We start from the raw sequence: 20,769 nt of genomic DNA, 5'->3' as shown, positions 1-20,769 counted from the left end.
GGTGCGGGAGTCATGGTGAAATGAAAAACCCCCGCCGTAGCGGGGAGGGGGAGAGTTCGGAAAAACCGGCAGTGGCTGCCGGATCAGAGCGCCTTTTTGACCGGTTGGCGCGCCTGGTGGCGGCGTGGGTCATGGGTGCCCAGTTGGCGCTCAACCTGGATAATGCGGCTGCCGCTGGCGGCCTGGCCGATGCGTTGCTGGCTGCTATTGAGCGGCTGGGCATGCGCCATCGCCGATGTGACCGCAATCGATGCAAACAGCATCACGCTGCGGGCGTCAAAGGAATGGGCGAAAAACTTGCCAGACATCTGTAGATCCTTTCGTCATTCAGACATGGCTCTATTGAACCCGGAATCGGCCGGTTTTGCTATCATTTTTGCTTAGTGTTGCCTCGGCTACATATTTCCTGTGCCGGTAACAGAAAATAGGCCCTGGTTCACCGCTGCTTTACAAGGATTACCCATGGGCAACCGTCTCTCCCAAATTGCGACCAGAACCGGTGACGATGGCAGCACCGGCCTGGGCGACAACAGCCGCGTCTCCAAGGCCAGCGGCCGGCCCCAGGCGATGGGCGATGTCGACGAGCTCAACTCCCACATCGGCCTGCTGCTGTGCGAGTTGCTGCCCGCCGATGTGCGCGAGCTGCTGGTCGATATCCAGCACCAGCTGTTCAACCTGGGCGGCGAGCTGTCCATGCCCGGCTACGAGCTGCTCAAGGACGATGCATTGCTGCAGCTCGACACTGCACTGGCGCACTACAACGCGCAGCTGCCGCGCCTGGCCGAATTCATCCTGCCCGCCGGCACGCGTGCGGCGGCGCAGGCCCATGTCTGTCGCACCGTCGCGCGCCGCGCCGAGCGCATGGTGGTGGCGCTGGAGCAGGGCGAGGCCATGCGCCCCGCGCCGCGCCAGTACCTCAACCGCCTGTCCGATCTGCTGTTCGTGCTGGCCCGCGTGCTCAACCGCGTCGATGGCGGTGACGATGTGTACTGGAAGAGCGCACGGCTGGCGCGCATGCAGGCCGATGATGGCCACGGCGGCCCCGGCGACAACAACATCGGCGCGGGCCGCTGACCCCCGAGGCCCCGCCCATGCGCCTGCGCCATATCGAAGTCTTCAACGCGGTGATGCACACCGGCAGCGTCAGCGCTGCGGCGCGCCTCATCAACATCTCGCAGCCGGCCGTCAGCCGCACCTTGCAGCATGCGGAGCTGCAGCTGGGCTTTGCGCTGTTCCAGCGCAGCAAGGGGCGGCTGGCGCCGACCAGCGAGGCGCTGGCCTTGCTGCCGCACATGGAAAAGCTGTTTGCCCAGCTCGAAGAGGTGCAGCGCCTCGCTGACAGCCTGCGCCAGGGCCGCGACAGCGATTCGCTGCGCATTGCCAGCGTGCTGGCGCTGGGCCACGAGGTGCTGCCCCGGGCGCTGGCGCAGTTCAAGCAAAAGCACCCGCATGTCAGCGTCAGCCTGCAGTCGCTGCATTCGCCGCAGATCGTCTCGGCGCTGATGATGCAGGAGGCCGATGTCGGCTTTGTGCTGAGCAATGTGCAGCAGGCCAGCCTGCAGCAGGAGAACCTCGCCCGCGTGCCCATGGTCTGCGTGGTGCCCAAGGGCATGCTGCCGCCCTTCAAGCTGCGCGCGGGCAGCCTCTCGCTCGATGACCTGACCGGTGTGCCCACCATCAGCCTCGATGCGCAGGACCCGATTGGCATGCTGCTGAGCCAGCTGGCGCGGGAATCGAGCGCCGGTTTGAACCACTATGTGACCGTGCAGACCTACCACACGGCGCTGGCCATGGCCCACCACGGCCTGGGTGTGGCCATGGTCGATGGCTGCACCGCCTTGTCGGCCGATGCGAGCAAGGTCGATGTGCTGCCGCTGGTGCCCGGCCTGCAGGTGCCGGTCAATGCGATCCGCGCGGTCTCGCAGCCGCAATCACTGCTGGTCAAGGCGATCACGCGCGAGATGCAGAAGGTGCTGGCGGCGCAGCTGTAAGCCGCAGCGCCATTGCGCGATTGTGCGGTTCAGGCAGCCTGGCCGATCTCGTAAGCCAGCTGTGCCGCCGTGCCAAACGCCAAGGTAAAACCCAGCGCGCCGTGGCCGGTGTTGATCCACAAATTGCCCGCGCCTGCCGATTGCGCAATCGGCACGGCAGTCGGCGTGGCAGGGCGCAGGCCGGCCCAGGGCTGGACCTGCACAAAATCGCTGCAGCCGGGAAACACCGCCTCGGTGGAGGCGCAGAGGCTCTGGATCTTGTCCTGCGGAATGCGCAGGTCGTGGCCCACCAGCTCCACCATGCCGGCCACGCGCAGGCGCTCGCCAATGCGCGCAAACACCACCTTGCGTGCGCTGTCGGTGATGCTCACCGTCGGTGCCTTGTGGCCGGCTGCTGCCACATCCAGGGTGATGCTGTAGCCCTTGAGCGGGTAGACCGGCAGGTCTACGCCCAGCGGCTTGCACAGCGCCACGCTGTCCACGCCCAGCGCAACCATGAAGTGGTCGGCCACGATGTCGCCCTGCGCCGTTTGCAGCGCGACGATCTTGCCGCCTTCGCGGCGCAGGCTGTGGATGGGGGTGTCCATGATGAACTTCACCCCTTTTTGGCGCAGCCAGTCTTCGAGCTGGCGGCAGACCTGGTAGCAATCAGCGGCGCACTCGCTGGGCGTGTGCACGGCGCCGGCAAACTGGCTGCGGTAGGCGGCCAGCGCGGGCTCCAGCGCGACAGCTTCATCGGGGCTGACGATGCGCTGCGGTGCGCTGCCCAGCTGGCTTTGCACATCGACCTGGTGGCGCGCCGACTGCACCGCTGCCTCGCTGGGGTAGAGCACCAGCTTGCCGGTGCTGCTGTAGTCCCAGTCGCCGCCCACCTGGGTCTGCATGGCCTCAAAACGCTGGCGGCTGACGGCCGCCAACTGCAGCAATGTGCGGGTGCTGGCCGCAGACCGGTCGGCATTGCAGGCACCCAGAAAAGCCAGGCCCCATTTCCACTGCTGGGGATCGGCCTGCAGGCGGAACTTGAGCGGCGAGTCGCTGCTGAACAGCAGCTTGGGCAGCTGCTTCCAGATGGCAGGGTCGGCCAAGGGTTGCACATAGCTGTAGCTCAGCTGCGCACCATTGCCCATGCTGGTGCCACTGCCCGCATGTGAGGCTTTGTCAACCACCGTAACCTGGTGCCCAGCTTGGTGCAGCTCATAGGCGGCCGCCAAACCCACAATTCCCGCACCCAGAATGCATACCTGCATGGAACACCCCCTGAAAACCCTTAAATATAGGCGCTTGAATTCAGGCTGTCGCATAGCAAAATGGGCAACAGGCATGCCGTTTGCTTATAGGTACAGCGGTTCTTCACCTTTGCGGTATGCCATGCACCATAACCAAGCGTTATGGGCCTGTCCCAAAAAGGCATTGTTGGAACAAAGCGCTGGTTTCTACACTGTTTGCATTGATTGATTCAAGGAGGTCTCACCATGAAGTTTGTTAAGTCGCTGGTCTGTGCTGCCGCTGCCGTTGCCTGCCTGCCCTCGGCCTTTGCCGATGTGCTGGCCAAGGCCAAGGATTCGGGCGAAATCACGTTCGCCTACCGCGAATCCTCGGTGCCGTTCAGCTACCTCTCCGGTGGCCAGAACGCCATTGGCTTCTCGGTGGACATCTCCAACGCCGTGGCCGATGCCGTGCGCAAGGAAATCGGCAAGCCCGACCTGAAAGTGAAATGGCAGTCGGTCACCTCGGCCAACCGCATTCCGCTGATCCAGAACGGCACCATCGTGCTCGAATGCGGCTCCACCACCAACAACAGCGCCCGCAACAAGGACGTGGATTTCGCGATCAACTACTTCTACACCGGCACCCGCGTGGCGGTGAAGAAGAGCTCGGGCATCAACAGCTGGGCCGACCTGAAGGGCAAGACGCTGGCGATCACCACCGGCACCACCAACCTGCCTGTGGTGCGCAAGTACAGCGCCGACCAGAAGCTGGACATCAACATCACCTTGGCCAAGGACCATTCCGATGGCTTCTTGCTGATGGAAAACGACCGCGCTGCCGGCTTTGCGATGGATGACATCCTGCTGTACGGCTTGAAGGCCAACTCCAAGGACCCTGCTGCCTACGAAGTGGTGGCCGATGCGCTGCAAGTCGAGCCCTATGCCTGCATGCTGCCCAAGGATGATCCTGCCTTCAAGAAGATCGTCGATGGCGTCATCGGCGGCATGATGAAGTCCGGTGAGTTCACCAAGCTGTACGACAAGTGGTTCATGCAACCCATCCCACCGAAGAACCAGGCGCTGGGTCTGCCGATGAACAAGGAACTCAAGGACAATCTGACGGCGCAAAGCGACAAGCCTGCGATCTGATGGACAATCCCGTGTCGTGCACGGCACGCACTGCAATGGCCCGGCAACGGGCCATTTTTCATTTTCTCTGGAGTTCGGCATGACGCTTTCCACCGTAGGCATTCTGGGCGGCATGGGCCCGGCAGCGGGCGCTGATTTTGTGCGCCTGTTTGTACAGGCCTGCGCAGACCATTTGCGGGCCAGCGGCGCCGCTGTTACCGACCAGGGTTACCCCATGCATTGGCTGGCCCAGTTGCCGGTACCGGACCGCAGCGCCGCGCTGCTGGCGCCCGAGACCGCAGAGGACCCCTTCGCGATGATGTGCCAGGGCCTGGACAAGCTCCAGGCGGTGGGCGCCCAGGCGGTGGCCGTGGCCTGCAATACCGCCCATGCCTGGCATGGGCGCCTGCAGCAGGCCTACCCGCAGCTGCAGCTGCTGCACATTGCGCGCGTGGTGGCCGAGGGCCTGCAACAGCAAGGCCACCAGGCCTGCATGCTGCTGGCCACACAAGGCACCTACCGCATTGGCCTGTACGACCAGGCGCTGGCCGCCTGCGGCATCACCGTGCACCTGCCGCAAGAGGCTGAGCGCGAACTGCTGATGCGCGGCATCTACCAGGGTGTGAAGGCCGACCGCATGGACCAGGCCCGCGCCGACTTTGCCGCCGTCGCCCAGGCCATGCGCGCCCGCCATGGCGATGTGCCGCTCATCATGGGCTGCACCGAAATACCGCTGGCCTTGCCTGGCGCGGCCAGCGTGCAAGGCCTGCCGCTGGTCGACCCGGCCTGGGAGCTGGCGCGGGCATTGGCGCGCGTGGCCTACGGCGACTGAAGAAGGCGTTAAGACGCGTCTTCGAGCATCGCCATGGTGATGCGCGAAACGCAGGTCAGCTTGCCCTCATCGTTGACCATGTCGATCTGCCAGACCTGGGTCATGCGGCCGATATGCACCGGCTTGGCGGTGCCGGTGACCCAGCCGCTTTGCACACCGCGGATATGGTTGGCATTGATGTCCAGCCCCACGCAGCGCCAGCCTTCGGGCGACGAGAACAGCGCGCCAACCGATCCCAGCGTCTCCGCCAGCACCACACTGACGCCGCCATGCAGCAGTCCAAAGGGCTGGTGCGTGCGGTGGTCCACCGGCACGCGGCCGACCAGGTAGTCGTCGCCGATTTCCAGGTATTCGATGCCCAGGTGTTCAATCGCCGTATTGCGCGCCTTGTCGCGCAGCGCATCCAGCGAAATGGGCTTTTTCCAGATAGCAGTCATGGGGTGTCCAGGCTCAACAAAAGGGATGCCACAGCATAGCGCTGCGCAGGCCCGCTGCCTACCGCCTGCATGACGCGCCAGGCGAAGCCGCGCACTGGCGTGAGCTTTGTGGCAGCTTTTGACGCAGTGGCGGGCCTCTTGCGCCCTTTTAGTTGCTGGTCGGCACCTGTTCGCTATCGCTGTCCGTATCGCCCAGGCCTTCGTCGCCGCTGGCACCGTCTTCGACCAGCAGCTCCACCAGCTCGCGCGCAAAGGAGGGGAGCGATTCGAGGTTGCGCACGACGATCTGCATCTCGCGGTTGGACCATTCGTCCGAGATGCTGATGATGCGGATGTCCATGCTGCGCGCATGGCGGCGGGCAGCCGATTCAGGCAGGATGCCGATGCCCACGCCCGCTTCGATCATGCGGCAGGCCGCTTCGAAATTGCCCACCTGGATGCGTTGCTTGATCGGGCGGTGCAGCAGGTCGCTGTGCTGGCGCAAGAACGCGTGGATGGCGCTCGATTCATGCAGGCCGATGTAGTCGTACTCCAGGGTGTCGCCAAAGGCCACCGCCTTGCGCCGGGCGAGGGCATGGTCGGCATAGACGACGAGCACCAGGCGGTCGCGCCGGTAGGGCATCGCGACCAGGCTCTCGGTGCGCACCTGGCCGGCGACGATGCCGATATCGGTCTGGCCTTCGCCCACGGCACGGATGATGTCGTTGGACAGGCGCTCGCGCAGGTCGATGTCCACATCGGGGTGCTTGCGCAGATAGGCGCGCAGAACAGGGGGCAGAAACTCGCCCAGCGCCGTCGTGTTGGCAAACACGCGCACATGGCCCTTGATGCCGCGCGCGTACTCCTGCATGTCGCCGCGCAGGTGCTCGATCTGGCCCAGCACGGTGCGCGCATGCTGCACAAAGGCCTGGCCCGGCAGGGTCAATGTCACGCCCTGGCTGGTGCGGTACAGGAGCTTGACGCCCATGCTCTCTTCCAGGTTCTTGATGCGGGTGCTGGCCGCCGGCAGCGAGATGAACGACAGCTCGGCCCCCCGCGTCATGCTGTTCGCGTCTGCCACATGCACCATGAGGCGCAGATCTACCAAGTCAAAATGCATAGCCATGGCGCGATTGTAGGCGCTGGGGTCGACCACCCCCCGTGCGCAAGGCCCGGCTTGTCACCCAGGTTGGTGCCCGCCGCTTGAGATCAGCACTCGACGATGTGCACGGCCAGCCCGCCCAGCGAGGTCTCCTTGTACTTGCTCATCATGTCGGCGCCGGTGGCACGCATCGTGGCGATCACGTTGTCCAGGCTCACGACATGCGAGCCATCGCCGCGCAAGGCCATGCGCGCGGCATTGATGGCCTTGACGGCGGCCAGCGCGTTGCGCTCGATGCAGGGCACCTGCACCAGGCCGGCAACCGGGTCGCAGGTGAGGCCCAGGTGGTGCTCCATGCCGATCTCGGCGGCGTTCTCCACCTGCGCCGGGCTGCCACCCATCACCGCGCACAGGCCCGCTGCCGCCATCGAGCAGGCCACGCCCACCTCGCCCTGGCAGCCCACTTCGGCGCCCGATATCGAGGCGTTTTCCTTGTACAGCATGCCGATCGCGCCTGCGGTCAGCAAAAAGTCCACCACGCCTGCCTCGCTGGCGCCGGGCACAAAGCGCCAGTAGTAGTGCAGCACGGCCGGCACAATGCCGGCGGCGCCATTGGTGGGGGCGGTCACCACCCGGCCGCCGGCGGCGTTTTCCTCGTTCACGGCCAGTGCAAACAGGTTCACCCAGTCCATCACCTCCAGCGGATCGGTGCTGGCACCGTGGGCATGCTGGGTCAGGCCTTGGTAAAAGCCGGCTGCACGGCGTTTGACGTTGAGCCCGCCGGGCAGGCGCCCTTCGGTGCGGCAGCCGCGTTGTACGCAGTCCTGCATGGCCTGCCAGATCTTGAGCAGGCCGCTGTCGATGTCGGCATCGGCGCGCCAGTGGCGTTCATTGGTGCGCATGATCTGCGCAATCGGCTGCTGGTGGTCCTGCGCCAGCTGCAGCAGCTGCGCGGCGCTGTGAAAGGGCAGGGGCAGCACCTCGGTGTCGGGCGCAATCGCCTGCTGGCGCTCGGCATCGTAGGCGGCTTCTTCGCTGACGATAAAGCCGCCGCCCACCGAGTAATAGGCCTGCGCATCGACCAGTTCATGCTGGGCATCCCAGGCCTCCAAGCGCATGCCGTTGGGGTGAAAGGGCAGGCTCACCTCGCCGATCAAGAGCAGGTCGGTGGCCGGGTCAAACACGATGCGCTGCTCGCCATTGAGCAGCAGCTGCCCGGTGCTGTGGACTTCGGCAATCAGCGCATCGATGGCATTCACATCCACCGTATCGGGCGCATGGCCGGCCAGGCCCAGGATCACCGCACGGTCACTGGCGTGGCCGATGCCGGTGGCGCCCAGGGAGCCGAACAGCTGGCAGCGCAGGCGGGCCACCTGCGAAAGCTGGCCTTGGCGTTGCAGGCGCTGCACAAAGGCATGCGCGGCGCGCATCGGGCCGACCGTGTGTGAGCTGCTGGGCCCGATACCGATCTTGAACAAATCAAACACGCTGACTGCCATGGCTACTTTCCGATCATTTTTGCAACTGCAGACTGGCGCTGAGGATAGCGCTGATTTGCGCCCTGGCAAGCGGAGAAGCACCGAGCACGCCCAAACAGGCATGCGGCCCCAGGCGGCTGGCGACAAAGGCATCGGTATGGGCGGGCGCTGCGTGCTGCCGCATCAGGCCCGCCTGCGCCACCAGTACCAGCTGCTGCACCCATTGGCGCGCCTGCGCCTGCTGCGCCCAGGCGTCTTGCGCCATCGCCTGCCACTGGCCTTGCAGGCGCGCCAGCGCTTGTTGGATGGGGGCGTCATCGGCTGCCATGCGCTGCAAGTCCAGCCACAGCGCGTCGCGCATGTCAGGCTCGCGCTGCAGGGCCTTGAGCACATCGAGGCACATCACATTGCCCGAGCCCTCCCAGATCGAATTGACCGGCGCTTCGCGGTAGATGCGCGCCAGCGCCGAGCTGTCGATATAGCCATTGCCGCCCATCACTTCCATGGCCTCGGCGCTGCAGGCAATGGTGCGTTTGCAGACCCAGAACTTGGCCGCTGGCGTCATGGCGCGCTGCCAGGCCTGTGCGGTCGTCTGGCCCGGGGCGCTGCTGCCCTCAAAGGCCTGCGCCAGCTGCATGGCCAAGAGCAGCGCTGCCTCGCTCTCCAGCGCCAGATCGGCCAGCACCGATTGCATCAGCGGTTGCTCCACCAAAGCCGCGCCAAAGGCCTGGCGGTGCCGGGCTGACCACAGCGCCTGCACGCTGGCCTGGCGCAGCAGCGCGCTGCTGCCCAGCACGCAGCACAGCCGCGTGACCGTGGCCATCTCCATGATGGTGGCAATGCCCCGGCCTTCCTCACCCACCAGCACGCCATAGGCATCGTCAAACAACACCTCGCTGCTGGCATTGCTGCGGTTGCCCACCTTGTTCTTGAGGCGCTGCACCAGCACATGGTTGCGTGTGCCATCGGGCTGCCAGCGCGGCACCCAAAAGCAGGCCAGTGGTGCCTGCAGTGCCTGGGCGTCGGCGGCGCTGCTGGCCATGCGCGCCACCACCAGGTGCGCATCGGCCATGGGCACCGAATAAAACCATTTATGGCCTTGCAGCCGGTAGGCGGCGCCGCGCCCGCCGCCTGCGGCATCCAGCGGGTAGGCCACGGTGGTGTTGCTGCGCACATCCGATCCGCCTTGTTTTTCGGTCATGCCCATGCCCACCCACAGGGCTGCCTTGTCTGCCACTGGCGCATCGCGCGCGTCATGGCTGGCGCTGGTGATGCCGCGTTCTATCTGCGCCCACAGGGCCGGTTCCTTGCGCAGTACCGGGATCGCCGCCGTCGTCATCGTTGCGGGGCAGAGGCTGCCCGCTTCTGCCTGGCCATGCAGGTAAAAGCCGGCGGCCCAGGCGCTCCAGCGGCCGCGTGGGGCGGCTGCCGGTGCATCGGCAGCGGGTGTGCCGGCAAATGGCATATCGATCATTTGCTGCGCGCGGTAGTGGGCCAGCACCTGGTGCCATGCGGGGTGAAATTCCACCTGGTCGATGCGCCGCCCCCGTGCATCCCATTGCTGCAACTGCGGCGGGTGGCGGTTGGCCTGGTCGGCCCATTGCGCAAAGTCGCTGCTGCCCACGGTGCGGGCGTGTTGCTGCAGGCCCGGCAGCCAGGCCTGGGCATGCGCACGTGCCAGGGCGGCCTGCAAGGCCGGATCGCTGCCCAGCGGGTCGTAGTCGACCAGCTCATCCACCAGGTTGTCCTTGTCGCGCTCTGCCATGGCTGCTCTCCCAGATGTGCTTGCCCATTCTAGGAACAGCACTGCGAGATAGCAAAACAGATCAGCTATGGGCGTTCAGCCGGTCCAGCCGCAGGCGCTGGCGCTCGTCACCCAGCGCCCGGGCGGCCAGCAGCACACTGCCGGCGGCGGCCATGCCGCCCGCGCCCGTCAGCAGCAGCAACAACAGGATCTGGTACTTGGCAGCTTCCAGCGGGTCCATGCCGCCCAGGATCTGGCCGGTCATGATGCCCGGCAAGGTGATCAATCCCGCAGCCGACATCTGGTTGATGATGGGGATCAGCCCCCGGCGGATTGCGGCGCGGGTGTGCGGTGCCAGGGCACGGCGGAACGAGACACCCAGCGCCAGCTGGGCCTCGATAGCAGCGCGCCCCTGGCGCACGCCATCAAAAAAGCTGTCCAGCCCCAGGCTCGCGGCATTGAGCACGCTGCCCAGCACAATGCCCATCAGCGGTATTGCATAGCGCGCATCAAACCAGGGATCAGGCCGCACGGCGGTCATCAGCGCCAGCACCACGGTCGACAGGCTGGCCAGCGCCACCACCAGGCCCGCAATGCGGTAGTTGCCCCCGCCAGCCAGCCGCTGGTGCGGCCGCACCGCCACTTCGCGCGCGGCAGCGGCAATCATCACCAGCACGACGACCAAGGTGGTGCCCGGGTGCGCCTGCTGGAACACCAGCCGCAGCACATAGCCCACCAGCAGCAGCTGCACGGCCATGCGCAGCGATGCCCACAGCACCTGGCGCTGCAGCTGCAGGCGCATCGCCCAGGAGGCGGCAGCGGCGGCCAGCACCAGTGCTGCGCCCACCAGCAAATCGCTGGGTTGCAGATGGATCGCCGTGTTCATTGCGCGGCCTCCATCGGCCGCAGCTGGTGGTCCACCAATTGCATGCAGCGCTGGCCCACGCGCGCGGCCTGCGCCTGCGAATGGGTCACCCACAGCAGGCTCAGGCCCTGCTGCTGGCAGCGCTGCAGCAACTGCTCGACCGCAGCCACCGATGTCTCATCGAGGGCAGCCGTGGGCTCATCAAGCAGCAGCACCTGGGGCCTGCGCAACAGCCCGCGCAGCAAGGCCAGGCGCTGGCGCTCGCCGGTCGACAGCTGGGTCAGCGGAATATCGACAAAGCCCTGGCGCAGCCCCAGCGTGCTGGCCATCTCCAGCAGCGCCGGCTGCGAGCCCGGCGGGAAATGCTCCATCACCGTTGGCCCCCACCAGGCGGGCTCTGCCGCCAGGTACATCACCTGCTGGCGCCAGGCCGGGCCACTGAAGGCGCTGCGCGGCTGGCCGTTGAGCAGCACCTCGCCACTGCCCGGATCGAGGTCGGCAATCAGCCGCAGCAGCACCGACTTGCCCGCCCCCGATGCGCCCATCACCGCCACGCATTCGCCCGCCCCCAGCTCCAGCGAGCAGGGCCCGCTGATGGGGCTTTGCAGGGCGCGGATGGACAGGCGGGCAGGGGGGGTGGGGGGCATGGGGGCTGAGTGTAGCGCTGGGCTGGTAGTCGCGAGTCTTCGCGATGCGATGGATGAGCGATTTGCTCGCCAGCAAAAAAGCCAGCAGCACCCTGCCTGGGTGGCTGCTGGCTTCTTAAGATGAGAAGTGCTGTTGGGACTTATTGCTCGATAGGCTCAGCCACGACAGCTTCAAAAGCCTGGCGCAGTGCATCGAGATCTGCGGGTGCCGTGCTTTCTGCGTTCTTGAACGTGATCCCGGTACCGTCATCATTGCTGGTGGTCAGGCGGCGCACAATCAGCAGGTTGGTTGCGGTGGCTGCCGAGGTTCCGGTATAGCCCTCGCCGTCATTGACCTTGTAATCAAAGTAATAGACCTGTTCGACGCGATCGGCGATGTTGAACTTGATGCACACCACCAAGCCTGCATTCGGGCCACTGGTCACATTTTCGCAAGCGAAACGGTTGTCGGCGGTCGTGACAAAGCCGGTGCCGTAGCCGCTTCCTGCAGCCTGCTTTTCCAGATAGACGACATCCGAGCGGGGATTGCTGGTTCCCAACGGCGTGAACAGCCACATGCCAAACAGGCTCTGCGGGCTCTTGTCATAGCCGAAGCTAAAGCGCGAGATTTCCTTTTCTGCTTCGCCCGGGAACTTGATGTAGCCCTTGGTTCCAGACTCGAAACGCATCGACACGACGCCATCGTTGCCATTGTCCTGGCCGATGCGTTCGTTGCTGCCCAGGTAGCGGCCGCCCCGGTATTTGTTCAAGGTGCCGGAATACTGGTTGTTCTTGTAGGCGCCGGAGGTCAGGTAGAACGTGGCATTGCCGCTGGCGTCGTAGGCATACATTTGCATGACCAGGGTCTGGTTCTGCACATCGATGGCCAGGCCGCGACCGGGCTTGCCATTGAGTTCGCTGGTAACCACCCAGGTGCCCGATTGGGGCATATAGGCCTGGGCCAGGCTGGAGCCCAGCAGGGCGCCGATCGCAATCCATTTTTTCAGCATATGTCCGTCCGTTGGTTAATAGTTTTCAACAATCAAAACGGCATTAGAGCATGGCTTTACAAAATGGAAGCTTGGGTTTTACTTTGTTTGCATTGCAACAACAATGTTTGAGATTAGAGGCTGCTACACACCCGCAACACCGCCTCCCCATAAGCCTCCAGCTTCTTCACCCCAATCCCGCTCACGCCCTGCAGCTCGTCCAGGCTCTGCGGATTGCGCTGGGCGATGGCGGCCAACGTCGCGTCGGCGAAGACGACATAGGCGGGCACGTTGTGCTCCTTGGCCACCTCGGTGCGCCAGGCCTTGAGGTTGATGAAGCGGACCTGCTCGTCGGGGCCCAGGTTTTGCGCGGCGACGGCGGGTTTGGTGCTGCGCTGGCGTTTGCTGGGGCTGCGCTCGGCGGTGCTTTCGCGCAGCTCCACGGTTTGCTCGCCGCGCAGCACGGCGCGTGAGCCGTCGCACAGGGTGAGGGTCTCGAAGCTGTAGCCAGCCTCGGTCTGCACCTTGTGGGTGGCCAGGGCGCCAATGGCCAGCAGCTGGCGCAGCACACCGCGCAGCTGGGGCTCGGTGTAGTCCTGGCACAGGCCAAAGGTGCTCAGCTGCTGGTGGCCGAACTGGCGCACCTTGTCGGTTTCCTTGCCGCGCACGATGTCGAGGATATGGCTGGCGCCAAAGGTGATCTGGCTGGCCGAATGGGCGCGGTAGATGGTGGACAGCAGCTTGCGCGCGGCATCGGTGCCGTCCCAGGTCTTGGGCGGGCTCAGGCAGTTGTCGCAGTTGCCGCAGCGATAACGCGGCGCCTTCTCGGCGGATGCGGCGGAGGCCTCGGGGGGGGCCGAGTCGTAGTCGCCGCCCTGGCCGTAGACCTCGTCAAAATAGGCCAGCAGGCGCACGCGCCGGCAGTCGGTGGCTTCGGCCAGGCCCAGCAGCGCATCGAGCTTGCCGCGCATCACCTGCTTGAAGGCGTCGCCCGCCGGGCTTTCGTCGATCATGCTGCGCTGGCTGACCACGTCGCGGTAGCCATAGGCCATCCAGGCATCGGCGGGCAGGCCGTCGCGCCCGCCCCGGCCGGTTTCCTGGTAGTAGCTCTCGATGTTCTTGGGCATGTCCACATGGGCGACAAAGCGCACATCGGGCTTGTTGATGCCCATGCCGAACGCGATGGTGGCGACCATCACAATGCCTTCTTCGCGCAGAAAGCGGCTTTGGTTCTTTTGGCGCAGCTCGGCGCCCAGGCCGGCATGGTAGGGCAGGGCGTTGATGCCGGCATCGCACAGCGATTGCGCCACCTCTTCGACCTTCTTGCGCGAGAGGCAATACACGACGCCGGCGTCGCCATCGTGCTCGCGCTCGATAAAGCGCAGCAGCTGGGCGGTGGCGTCCTTTTTCTCGACGATGGTGTAGCGGATGTTGGCGCGGTCAAAGCTGCTGATGAAGACGCGCGCCGATTCGAGCTGCATGCGCTCGACGATGTCGGCGCGGGTCAGCGCATCGGCCGTGGCGGTGAGCGCAATGCGCGGCACGCCGGCATAGCGCTGGTGCAGTACGGTCAGCTCGCGGTACTCGGGCCGAAAGTCGTGCCCCCACTGGCTGACGCAGTGGGCCTCGTCAATCGCGAACAGGGCCAGCTTGCCCATGGCATGCAGCTCATCGAGCAGGCCCAGAAAGCGCGGCGTGTTGAGCCGCTCGGGCGCCACATACAGCAAGGTGATGCCGCCCGACATCAGCTGCAGCTCCACATCGCGGGTCTGGTCGTAATCCAGCGTGGAGTTGAGGAAGGCCGCGTCCACACCGATCTCGTGCATGGCGCTGACCTGGTCGTGCATCAGCGCGATCAGCGGCGAGATGACGATGGTGGTGCCGTGGCCCTGCTGCTGGCGCACGATGGCCGGGATCTGGTAGCACAGGCTTTTGCCGCCGCCGGTGGGCATCAGCACCAGCGCATCGTCGCCGCCAATCACATGGTCAACAATGGCTTGCTGCGAGCCGCGAAAATGCGCATAGCCAAAGGCATCTTGCAAGACGGTGTGGGCGAGGGAAGTCACAAATTGCTAGAGAAGGCAGCTGTGCCAGCCCCCTGGGAGGGCCGCGCAAGCGGGGTATCGTCAACGGGCCAGAAGCAGTCGCCCAGACACGGAGCCCGGGCGCAGGCGCAAAGCGCTATTGTGCGCGTTTTGGGGCACAGCAACGGCAGGGCGGGGTTTGTGGGGCGGTAACGGGCGGTTTTGTGGCGCGGATGCCTTGCAATTGCGCTGTAGAAGCGCTGCAGATGTGCTGTAGAGGCCCCGCAGCAACTGGACGCCATACAACCAGCGCCGGTATGGCAAATAACGCCTGGGCGCCACGCCTGGCGGGCGGCCGCCCTACAATGGCCGCCATGTCACTGCCCCGCTATACCCGAGCCCAAGAACTGCCCGCCACCCTGGCCAAGCGCCTCGTCATTCTCGATGGCGCCATGGGCACCATGATCCAACGTTTCAAGCTGGGCGAGGCCCAGTACCGGGGTGAAGGCTATAGCGGCCCGGGCAGCGTCGGTGAGCGTTTCAAGGACTTTGCCTACGACGTCAAGGGCAACAACGAGTTGCTGTCGCTCACCCGCCCCGACGTGATCAGCGACATCCACGAGAAATACCTGGCCGCTGGCGCCGATCTGATCGAGACCAATACCTTTGGCGCGACGACGATTGCCCAGGAGGACTACCACATGGCCGATCTGGCCTATGAGATGAACCTCAAGAGCGCCCAGCTGGCGCGTGCGGCCTGCGACAAGTACAGCACCCCGGACCATAAGCGCTATGTGGCCGGCGCGCTGGGCCCCACGCCCAAGACGGCGTCGATCAGCCCCGATGTGAACGACCCGGGCGCGCGCAATGTGACCTTTGAGGCGCTGCGCCAGGCCTACCTGGCGCAGACCTTGGCCTTGATCGAAGGCGGCGCCGATGTGATCCTGGTCGAGACGATTTTTGACACGCTGAACGCCAAGGCGGCGCTGTTTGCGGTGGACGAGGCCTTTGAGCAGACCGGCGAGCTGCTGCCGATCATGATCAGCGGCACCGTCACCGATGCCTCTGGCCGCATTCTGTCGGGCCAGACGGTGACGGCTTTCTGGCACAGCGTGCGCCATGCCAACCCGCTGTCGATCGGGCTGAACTGCGCGCTGGGCGCTACCCTGATGCGCCCCTATGTGCAGGAGCTGGCCAAGGCCGCGCCCGACACCTTCATCAGCTGCTACCCCAATGCCGGCCTGCCCAACCCAATGAGCGATACCGGCTTTGACGAGACGCCCGAGATCACCAGCCGCCTGGTGCACGAGTTTGCCGCTGAAGGCCTGGTCAACATCGTGGGTGGCTGCTGCGGCACCACGCCCGACCACATTGGCGCCATCGCACAGGCGGTGCAAAGCGCCACGGCGCGCAAGCTGTTCTACCCCGCAGAGGCCTGAACGGGGCGCCCCACCCAGGGGCGGCTTTTAAAGCGGCTGTGCTTACAGCACCATGCCCGCATCGCTCATGCGGCGGGCATAGACGCTGAGCAAGACGCGCTCGGAATGGGTCAGGTAGTCATGCATCAGCTTGGCCGCCTGCTCCATCTCCCCGGCCTCAAAGCGCTCCAGGATGTGGGCATTGAGGTCGATGTAGGGCGCATGCATGAACTCGGCATCGCCCAGCATGCCAAAGGCCAGGCGCAGCTCCACCAGCAGGTGCGAGAACAAGGTATTGAGCCGCTCGCTGTCGGCCAGTGCCACCACCCCTTTGTGAAAGCGCATATTGCCGGTGCCCACCTCCACCCAGCGGCCGGCCTCGCGCAGCTGCTTCTGGGCGGCGACGGCCTCGCGCATTTCCTTGCGCGCCGGGTGCTGCGGGATGGCCTGCTGCAGCGCCTGGCATTCGATCATGCGGCGCACGCGGTAGATGTCCATGATCGAGGCCATCGACGGTATGGCGACAAACACGCCCCGGTTGGGCAGATGGCGCAGCAGCCCTTCCTTGGTCAGCAGGCGGAACACCTCGCGCAAGGTGTTGCGCGAGATCTCCAGGCTTTCGCTCAGCGCCACCTCCGAGAGGCGTGATCCGGGCTGGAATTCACCACGCACGATGCGGTCGCGAATCTGCTCGGCCACGCGGTCATTGAGCGAGAGAGTAGGCAGTGCAACATTCATGGCGATCGCAGGTAGTCAGAGATTGACACACATGATAGCGGCGGCCTGTGGCCCGGCCCAGCGCATTGCCCCCAGCGCCTGAATCGGTCACTGTGGCGATTTTCTTCGCCATAAAGACGAGAATTTCGCCTACATCGCTATTTGAAAGCAGATGTGTACGGGTTTTCCCGATAAGAAAGCTTGTTTTGTTTGGCTAAACTTTTGTATTGTTCAACAAACTAAAATTTCGCATTGATGAAATTGATGGGTTGTTGAACAAAAACTATGCGGTACCCAGTCCTTGGGAACCGTGCCTATAACAAACCTTGTATTGTCATGGACAGCTCAATCGTCAACCTCTGGCCGCTCCTCGGGGTAGCCGTCATCATCGTGGGATTCGTCCTGCGTTTCAATCCCTTTGTGGTGGTGGTCGTGACGGCGCTCGTCACCGCTGCGCTGGCGGGTTTCCCCCTGCAAAAAGTGCTGGCCGAGCTGGGCACGGGTTTTGTCAAAACCCGCAACCTGCCGCTCATCCTGGTGTTGCCGCTGGCCGTGATCGGCCTGCTGGAGCGCCATGGCCTGCGCCAACACGCGCAAAACTGGATCGGCCACATCAAGTCGGCCACCACCGGCCGCCTGCTGATCGTCTACCTGGGCGCGCGCCAGCTGACCGCCGCCATCGGCCTGACCAGCCTGGGTGGCCACCCCCAGATGGTGCGCCCACTGCTGGCTCCCATGGCTGAAGGTGCGACCGAAACCCGCTACGGCAAGCTGCCCGAAGCGCTGCGCTACCGCCTGCGCGCTTTCAGCGCCGCCACCGACAACGTCGGCCTGTTCTTTGGTGAAGACATTTTTGTGGCCTTCGGTGCGATTGTGCTGATGACCACCTTCCTGCATGAAGCGGGCATCGATGTCGAGCCGATCCATGTGGCCGTCTGGGGCATCCCCACGGCGATCTGCGCGTTCCTGATCCATGCCTACCGCCTGCGTCGTCTGGACCAGTACATCGCCAAGGAAATGGCCAACGCGCCTGCCGCAGCATCGACCACCCGTGAAGGAGGTGCAGCATGATTTTCAGCATCACCCAAGTCTATTGGCTCGCCGGCCTGGTCATGGCGGCCGTGGCCGTCTTCAACCTGCTCGATGCCAGCAACCCCAAGCGCTGGACCACCGGCCTGTTCTGGGGCCTGTATGCGGTCATGTTCCTGCTGGGCGACAAGATGCCGCCTGAAGTGGTCGGTGCCGGCGTGATCGTGCTGGCGCTCATCGTGCTGGTCAAGGGCGTAGGCGGCGGCAAGCCGCAAGTGCGCAGCGATGCCGAGAACAAGGAAAGCGCTCTGCGCCTGAAGAACAAGCTGTTTGTGCCGGCGCTGGCCATCCCTGTGGTGACCGTGATCGGCAGCGTGCTGCTCAAGGACTTCAAGATCGGCGGCAACTTTCTGATCGACCCCAAGAACGCCACCTTGGTGAGCCTGGCGCTGGGCTGCATCATCGGAGCGGCGATGGCCTGCAAGATGACGAAGGAATCGCCGGTGCAATCGCTGCGCGAATCGCGCCGCCTGGTCGATGCGATGGGCTGGGCCATGGTGCTGCCGCAGATGCTGGGCATGCTCGGTCTGGTGTTCTCGGACGCTGGCGTTGGCAAGGCCGTGGCCCATGTGACCACCACCTACATCAACATGGACCTGCGCTTTGTGGCCGTGGTGGTGTACGTTGTCGGCATGGCGCTGTTCACGGTCATCATGGGCAATGGCTTTGCCGCCTTCCCGGTGATGACCGGCGGCGTGGGCGTGCCCGTGCTGATCAATGTGTACCACGGTGACCCGGCCATCATGGCGGCCATTGGCATGCTCTCGGGCTACTGCGGCACCTTGCTGACCCCGATGGCGGCGAACTTCAACATTGTGCCGGCGGCGCTCTTGGAGCTGCCGGACCGCAATGCGGTGATCAAGGCGCAGGTGCCCACGGCACTGGGCATCCTGGTCTGCAATGTGTTTTTGCTGTACTTTTTGATGAACCACTGATCGCCGCAACCACAGGACTTCTGCATGACTGACGCAACCGTACTGGTGCTGGGCTTTGAGCCCTTTGACAAAGCCCCCCTCAACCCCGCGTGGGAAGTGACCCGCAGGCTCGATGGCAAGGCAATCGGCGCTGCGCGCATCGTCGGCGTGCAGCTGCCCTGTGTGTTTGGCAAAGCGCTGGAGGCGCTGGACGCCGCCTTGCAGCAGCACCAGCCCAGCCTGGTGATTGCGCTGGGCCTGGCTGGCGGCCGTACGGCCTTGTCGATCGAGCGCGTGGCCATCAATGTCGATGATGCCCGAATTGCCGACAACGCCAGCCAGCAACCCATTGATGTGGCGGGGGCCGCCGATGGCCCTGCGGCCTATTTTGCGCGCCTGCCCATCAAGCAGGCGGTGGCTGCGATGCGCGCAGCCGGTGTGCCCGCCGAGGTGAGCAACACCGCAGGCACCTTTGTCTGCAACCATGTCTTCTACGGCCTGATGCACCGCCTGAACACCGTGCCCGCCTGGGCACAAACGCGCGGCGGCTTTGTGCATGTGCCCTACCTGCCCGAGATGGCCGCAGCGCTGCCGGGCGCCCCGAGCATGGCGGTGGAGACGCAGTGCAAGGGTATTGAAGCGCTGATTGCGGCCGTGCTGCGGCATGATCCAGAGCAGCAGGATCTGCAGCTGAGCGCAGGCCAACTCCATTGATAGAAACAAGAAAGGTAGCACCATGTCCCTCACCATGGATTTGAACAGCGATCTGGGCGAGAGCCTGGGTGCATGGACCATGGGCGACGATGCGTCCATGCTGTCCATCGTCAGCAGCGCCAACGTGGCCTGCGGTTTTCATGCAGGCGATCCGGCTGGCATTCTCGATACCTTGAAAAAAGCCAAGGCCAACAATGTCGTGGTCGGTGCCCATGTGGCCTACCGCGACCTGGTCGGTTTTGGCCGCCGCAACATGGATGTGGCCCATGCCGACCTGGTGAGCGATGTGATCTACCAGATTGGCGCGCTGCAAGGCCTGGCCGCTGCGGCAGGCACGACGGTGCGCTATGTCAAACCCCATGGCGCGCTGTACAACACCATCGCCCAGGACCGCCGCCAGGCCGCTGCCGTGATCGAGGCCATGCAGGCCGTGGGCGGCCAGCTGGCGCTGGTGGTGCTGGCAGGCTCGCCGCTGATGCAATGGGCGCGTGACGCAGGTCTGACGGTGATCGCCGAGGCCTTTGCCGACCGGGGCTACACCCCGCAAGGCACCTTGGTATCGCGCCGCGAGCCCGGTGCCGTGCTGCACGACCCGGAGATGGTTGCCCAGCGCATGCTGCAGCTGGTGCAGCAGGGCACGGTGCAGGCCAATGATGGCTCGGTGGTCGAGGTGCAGGCCGATTCCATCTGCGTGCACGGCGACAGCCCCGGCGCGGTGGCGATGGCCCAGGCGGTGCGTGAGCACCTGCAGGCCGCTGGCGTGCAGATCCGCTCCTTCATGGACAAGGCGGGCGCATGAGCGACGAACGCACGATGCGCTTTTTGCCGGTGAGCGACCAGAGCATGCTGGTGGAGCTGCAGGACCTGGAGCACACCTTGGACCTGCTGGCTGCTTTGCAGGCCGAGCTGCCCGCTGGCGTGCAGGAGCTGGTGCCCGCTGCGCGCACCATCCTGATCGCCTTTGACCGCTGGCAGACCAGCGCGGCCGACCTGCAGCGCCACATGGCTGCGCTGCAGCTGGGCCGCCAGGCGCGCAGCGCCGGCCAGCGTGTCGAGATCGCGGTGCACTACGACGGCGAGGACCTGGCCGATGTGGCGCAGATCCTGGGCATTGATGTGCCCGAGCTGATTCGCCGCCACAGCGGCAGCGACTACAGCGTGGCCTTTTGCGGCTTTGCGCCCGGCTTTGCCTACCTGACCGGGGGCGACCCGAGCCTGAACGTGCAGCGCCGCAGCACGCCGCGCACCAAGGTGCCTGCGGGCTCGGTGGCGATTGCCGGCACCTTCAGTGCCGTCTACCCCAATGACACCCCCGGCGGCTGGCAGCTGCTGGGCCGCACCGATGTGCCGATGTGGGACCTGCTGCGCAACCCGCCCGCCTTGCTGCAGCCGGGCATGCTGGTGCGCTTTGTCGACGCCAGCACCGCTGCGGGCCAGGCCTTGCTCCAGCAGCAATCCGCTGTGCAGGCCCCGGCCCCGGCAGCGGCGGAGCATACCGGCGCCGGCATGCGCGT

At 65.0% G+C, this 20,769-nt stretch carries 21 protein-coding genes; 10 read left to right on the top strand and 11 right to left on the bottom strand.

From position 1 onward, the window contains the following. Window positions 1–83 precede the first annotated feature (83 nt). Window positions 84–308 carry a hypothetical protein gene (locus tag H928_RS0118820; protein WP_021027900.1) on the bottom strand — a complete coding sequence of 75 codons (225 nt, stop codon included), beginning with the start codon at window positions 306–308 and terminating at the stop codon, window positions 84–86. A 154-nt stretch (window positions 309–462) separates the two neighbouring features. Here H928_RS0118820 and H928_RS28780 point away from each other — a divergent pair, with 154 nt between their 5' ends. Together H928_RS28780 and H928_RS0118810 are read left to right on the top strand one after the other, a co-directional pair. After that, window positions 463–1,074, top strand: a complete 612-nt coding sequence (locus tag H928_RS28780) for a cob(I)yrinic acid a,c-diamide adenosyltransferase (RefSeq protein WP_021027899.1) — start codon at window positions 463–465, stop codon at window positions 1,072–1,074. Window positions 1,075–1,091: 17 nt separating this feature from the next. After that, window positions 1,092–1,991, top strand: a complete 900-nt coding sequence (locus H928_RS0118810; protein ID WP_021027898.1) for a LysR family transcriptional regulator — start codon at window positions 1,092–1,094, stop codon at window positions 1,989–1,991. Between the two features lie 29 nt (window positions 1,992–2,020). Here H928_RS0118810 and H928_RS0118805 read toward each other — a convergent pair whose 3' ends face one another. After that, the gene (locus H928_RS0118805) at window positions 2,021–3,238 is read right to left on the bottom strand and encodes a D-amino acid dehydrogenase (RefSeq protein ID WP_021027897.1); all 1,218 of its coding nucleotides are present in this window, start codon (window positions 3,236–3,238) and stop codon (window positions 2,021–2,023) included. A gap of 225 nt (window positions 3,239–3,463) precedes the next feature. Here H928_RS0118805 and H928_RS0118800 point away from each other — a divergent pair, with 225 nt between their 5' ends. Beyond that, window positions 3,464–4,348 carry an amino acid ABC transporter substrate-binding protein gene (locus H928_RS0118800; protein WP_021027896.1) on the top strand — a complete coding sequence of 295 codons (885 nt, stop codon included), beginning with the start codon at window positions 3,464–3,466 and terminating at the stop codon, window positions 4,346–4,348. Window positions 4,349–4,427: 79 nt separating this feature from the next. Next, window positions 4,428–5,159: an aspartate/glutamate racemase family protein gene (locus H928_RS0118795; RefSeq protein WP_021027895.1), complete on the top strand. Its 732-nt coding sequence runs from the start codon at window positions 4,428–4,430 to the stop codon at window positions 5,157–5,159. Between the two features lie 8 nt (window positions 5,160–5,167). Here H928_RS0118795 and H928_RS0118790 read toward each other — a convergent pair whose 3' ends face one another. From H928_RS0118790 to H928_RS0118755, 8 genes are all read right to left on the bottom strand, one after another. Beyond that, on the bottom strand, window positions 5,168–5,596 hold the full coding sequence (locus H928_RS0118790) for a hotdog fold thioesterase (RefSeq protein WP_021027894.1): 429 nt from the start codon (window positions 5,594–5,596) through the stop codon (window positions 5,168–5,170). A 148-nt stretch (window positions 5,597–5,744) separates the two neighbouring features. Continuing rightward, entirely contained in the window at window positions 5,745–6,701 is a 957-nt protein-coding gene (locus H928_RS28775) for a LysR family transcriptional regulator (RefSeq protein ID WP_052330103.1), read from the bottom strand. An 83-nt stretch (window positions 6,702–6,784) separates the two neighbouring features. Further along, complete coding sequence (locus H928_RS0118780) at window positions 6,785–8,176, bottom strand: L-serine ammonia-lyase (protein ID WP_021027892.1); 1,392 nt, start codon at window positions 8,174–8,176, stop codon at window positions 6,785–6,787. A 13-nt stretch (window positions 8,177–8,189) separates the two neighbouring features. Then, the gene (locus H928_RS0118775) at window positions 8,190–9,920 is read right to left on the bottom strand and encodes an acyl-CoA dehydrogenase family protein (RefSeq protein ID WP_021027891.1); all 1,731 of its coding nucleotides are present in this window, start codon (window positions 9,918–9,920) and stop codon (window positions 8,190–8,192) included. A 61-nt stretch (window positions 9,921–9,981) separates the two neighbouring features. Then, a complete protein-coding gene (gene fetB / locus H928_RS0118770) occupies window positions 9,982–10,785 on the bottom strand; it encodes an iron export ABC transporter permease subunit FetB (RefSeq protein WP_021027890.1) in 804 nt (267 codons plus the stop codon). Beyond that, a complete protein-coding gene (locus H928_RS0118765) occupies window positions 10,782–11,411 on the bottom strand; it encodes an ATP-binding cassette domain-containing protein (protein WP_021027889.1) in 630 nt (209 codons plus the stop codon). The genes fetB and H928_RS0118765 overlap by 4 nt, the downstream gene beginning before the upstream one ends. Before the next feature lie 140 nt (window positions 11,412–11,551). Further along, on the bottom strand, window positions 11,552–12,400 hold the full coding sequence (locus H928_RS0118760) for a hypothetical protein (protein WP_021027888.1): 849 nt from the start codon (window positions 12,398–12,400) through the stop codon (window positions 11,552–11,554). A 113-nt stretch (window positions 12,401–12,513) separates the two neighbouring features. After that, window positions 12,514–14,445 (bottom strand): RecQ family ATP-dependent DNA helicase, encoded by a 1,932-nt coding sequence (locus tag H928_RS0118755; protein ID WP_043341087.1) that lies wholly within the window; start codon window positions 14,443–14,445, stop codon window positions 12,514–12,516. Window positions 14,446–14,777: 332 nt separating this feature from the next. On the opposite strand from H928_RS0118755, the gene H928_RS0118750 reads away from it, so the two are divergent. Beyond that, a complete protein-coding gene (locus H928_RS0118750) occupies window positions 14,778–15,842 on the top strand; it encodes a homocysteine S-methyltransferase family protein (RefSeq protein WP_027011114.1) in 1,065 nt (354 codons plus the stop codon). Window positions 15,843–15,884: 42 nt separating this feature from the next. Here H928_RS0118750 and H928_RS0118745 read toward each other — a convergent pair whose 3' ends face one another. Beyond that, window positions 15,885–16,559, bottom strand: coding sequence for a GntR family transcriptional regulator (locus tag H928_RS0118745; RefSeq protein WP_021027885.1), 675 nt, complete (start codon window positions 16,557–16,559; stop codon window positions 15,885–15,887). Between the two features lie 315 nt (window positions 16,560–16,874). Between H928_RS0118745 and H928_RS0118740 the strand changes: the two genes are divergently transcribed. The 5 genes from H928_RS0118740 to H928_RS0118720 form a co-directional block, all read left to right on the top strand. Further along, a complete protein-coding gene (locus tag H928_RS0118740) occupies window positions 16,875–17,609 on the top strand; it encodes a DUF969 domain-containing protein (RefSeq protein WP_021027884.1) in 735 nt (244 codons plus the stop codon). Next, entirely contained in the window at window positions 17,606–18,562 is a 957-nt protein-coding gene (locus H928_RS0118735; protein WP_021027883.1) for a DUF979 domain-containing protein, read from the top strand. Before H928_RS0118740 ends, H928_RS0118735 begins: the two co-directional genes overlap by 4 nt. A gap of 24 nt (window positions 18,563–18,586) precedes the next feature. After that, a complete protein-coding gene (pcp, locus tag H928_RS0118730; protein WP_021027882.1) occupies window positions 18,587–19,255 on the top strand; it encodes a pyroglutamyl-peptidase I in 669 nt (222 codons plus the stop codon). Window positions 19,256–19,277: 22 nt separating this feature from the next. Continuing rightward, window positions 19,278–20,054 carry a LamB/YcsF family protein gene (locus H928_RS0118725; protein WP_021027881.1) on the top strand — a complete coding sequence of 259 codons (777 nt, stop codon included), beginning with the start codon at window positions 19,278–19,280 and terminating at the stop codon, window positions 20,052–20,054. Between the two features lie 14 nt (window positions 20,055–20,068). After that, the coding region (locus H928_RS0118720) for an allophanate hydrolase subunit 1 (RefSeq protein WP_027011112.1) at window positions 20,069–20,769 on the top strand (701 nt) is incomplete at its 3' end.

The sequence above is a fragment of the Comamonas sp. B-9 genome (assembly GCF_000410635.1).
Classification (GTDB): Bacteria; Pseudomonadota; Gammaproteobacteria; order Burkholderiales; family Burkholderiaceae_C; genus Comamonas.
The sequence above is the reverse complement of the archived record's forward strand: the minus strand, read 5'-3'. Positions and strand labels throughout refer to the sequence as shown.

What these genes read in the sequence shown, in the direction of transcription:
- H928_RS0118820 (WP_021027900.1), bottom strand. Translation starts at nt 308, where the DNA reads ATGTCTGGCAAGTTTTTCGCCCATTCCTTTGACGCCCGCAGCGTGATG.
- H928_RS28780 (WP_021027899.1), top strand. Translation starts at nt 463, where the DNA reads ATGGGCAACCGTCTCTCCCAAATTGCGACCAGAACCGGTGACGATGGC.
- H928_RS0118810 (WP_021027898.1), top strand. Translation starts at nt 1,092, where the DNA reads ATGCGCCTGCGCCATATCGAAGTCTTCAACGCGGTGATGCACACCGGC.
- H928_RS0118805 (WP_021027897.1), bottom strand. Translation starts at nt 3,238, where the DNA reads ATGCAGGTATGCATTCTGGGTGCGGGAATTGTGGGTTTGGCGGCCGCC.
- H928_RS0118800 (WP_021027896.1), top strand. Translation starts at nt 3,464, where the DNA reads ATGAAGTTTGTTAAGTCGCTGGTCTGTGCTGCCGCTGCCGTTGCCTGC.
- H928_RS0118795 (WP_021027895.1), top strand. Translation starts at nt 4,428, where the DNA reads ATGACGCTTTCCACCGTAGGCATTCTGGGCGGCATGGGCCCGGCAGCG.
- H928_RS0118790 (WP_021027894.1), bottom strand. Translation starts at nt 5,596, where the DNA reads ATGACTGCTATCTGGAAAAAGCCCATTTCGCTGGATGCGCTGCGCGAC.
- H928_RS28775 (WP_052330103.1), bottom strand. Translation starts at nt 6,701, where the DNA reads ATGGCTATGCATTTTGACTTGGTAGATCTGCGCCTCATGGTGCATGTG.
- H928_RS0118780 (WP_021027892.1), bottom strand. Translation starts at nt 8,176, where the DNA reads ATGGCAGTCAGCGTGTTTGATTTGTTCAAGATCGGTATCGGGCCCAGC.
- H928_RS0118775 (WP_021027891.1), bottom strand. Translation starts at nt 9,920, where the DNA reads ATGGCAGAGCGCGACAAGGACAACCTGGTGGATGAGCTGGTCGACTAC.
- fetB (WP_021027890.1), bottom strand. Translation starts at nt 10,785, where the DNA reads ATGAACACGGCGATCCATCTGCAACCCAGCGATTTGCTGGTGGGCGCA.
- H928_RS0118765 (WP_021027889.1), bottom strand. Translation starts at nt 11,411, where the DNA reads ATGCCCCCCACCCCCCCTGCCCGCCTGTCCATCCGCGCCCTGCAAAGC.
- H928_RS0118760 (WP_021027888.1), bottom strand. Translation starts at nt 12,400, where the DNA reads ATGCTGAAAAAATGGATTGCGATCGGCGCCCTGCTGGGCTCCAGCCTG.
- H928_RS0118750 (WP_027011114.1), top strand. Translation starts at nt 14,778, where the DNA reads ATGTCACTGCCCCGCTATACCCGAGCCCAAGAACTGCCCGCCACCCTG.
- H928_RS0118745 (WP_021027885.1), bottom strand. Translation starts at nt 16,559, where the DNA reads ATGAATGTTGCACTGCCTACTCTCTCGCTCAATGACCGCGTGGCCGAG.
- H928_RS0118740 (WP_021027884.1), top strand. Translation starts at nt 16,875, where the DNA reads ATGGACAGCTCAATCGTCAACCTCTGGCCGCTCCTCGGGGTAGCCGTC.
- H928_RS0118735 (WP_021027883.1), top strand. Translation starts at nt 17,606, where the DNA reads ATGATTTTCAGCATCACCCAAGTCTATTGGCTCGCCGGCCTGGTCATG.
- pcp (WP_021027882.1), top strand. Translation starts at nt 18,587, where the DNA reads ATGACTGACGCAACCGTACTGGTGCTGGGCTTTGAGCCCTTTGACAAA.
- H928_RS0118725 (WP_021027881.1), top strand. Translation starts at nt 19,278, where the DNA reads ATGTCCCTCACCATGGATTTGAACAGCGATCTGGGCGAGAGCCTGGGT.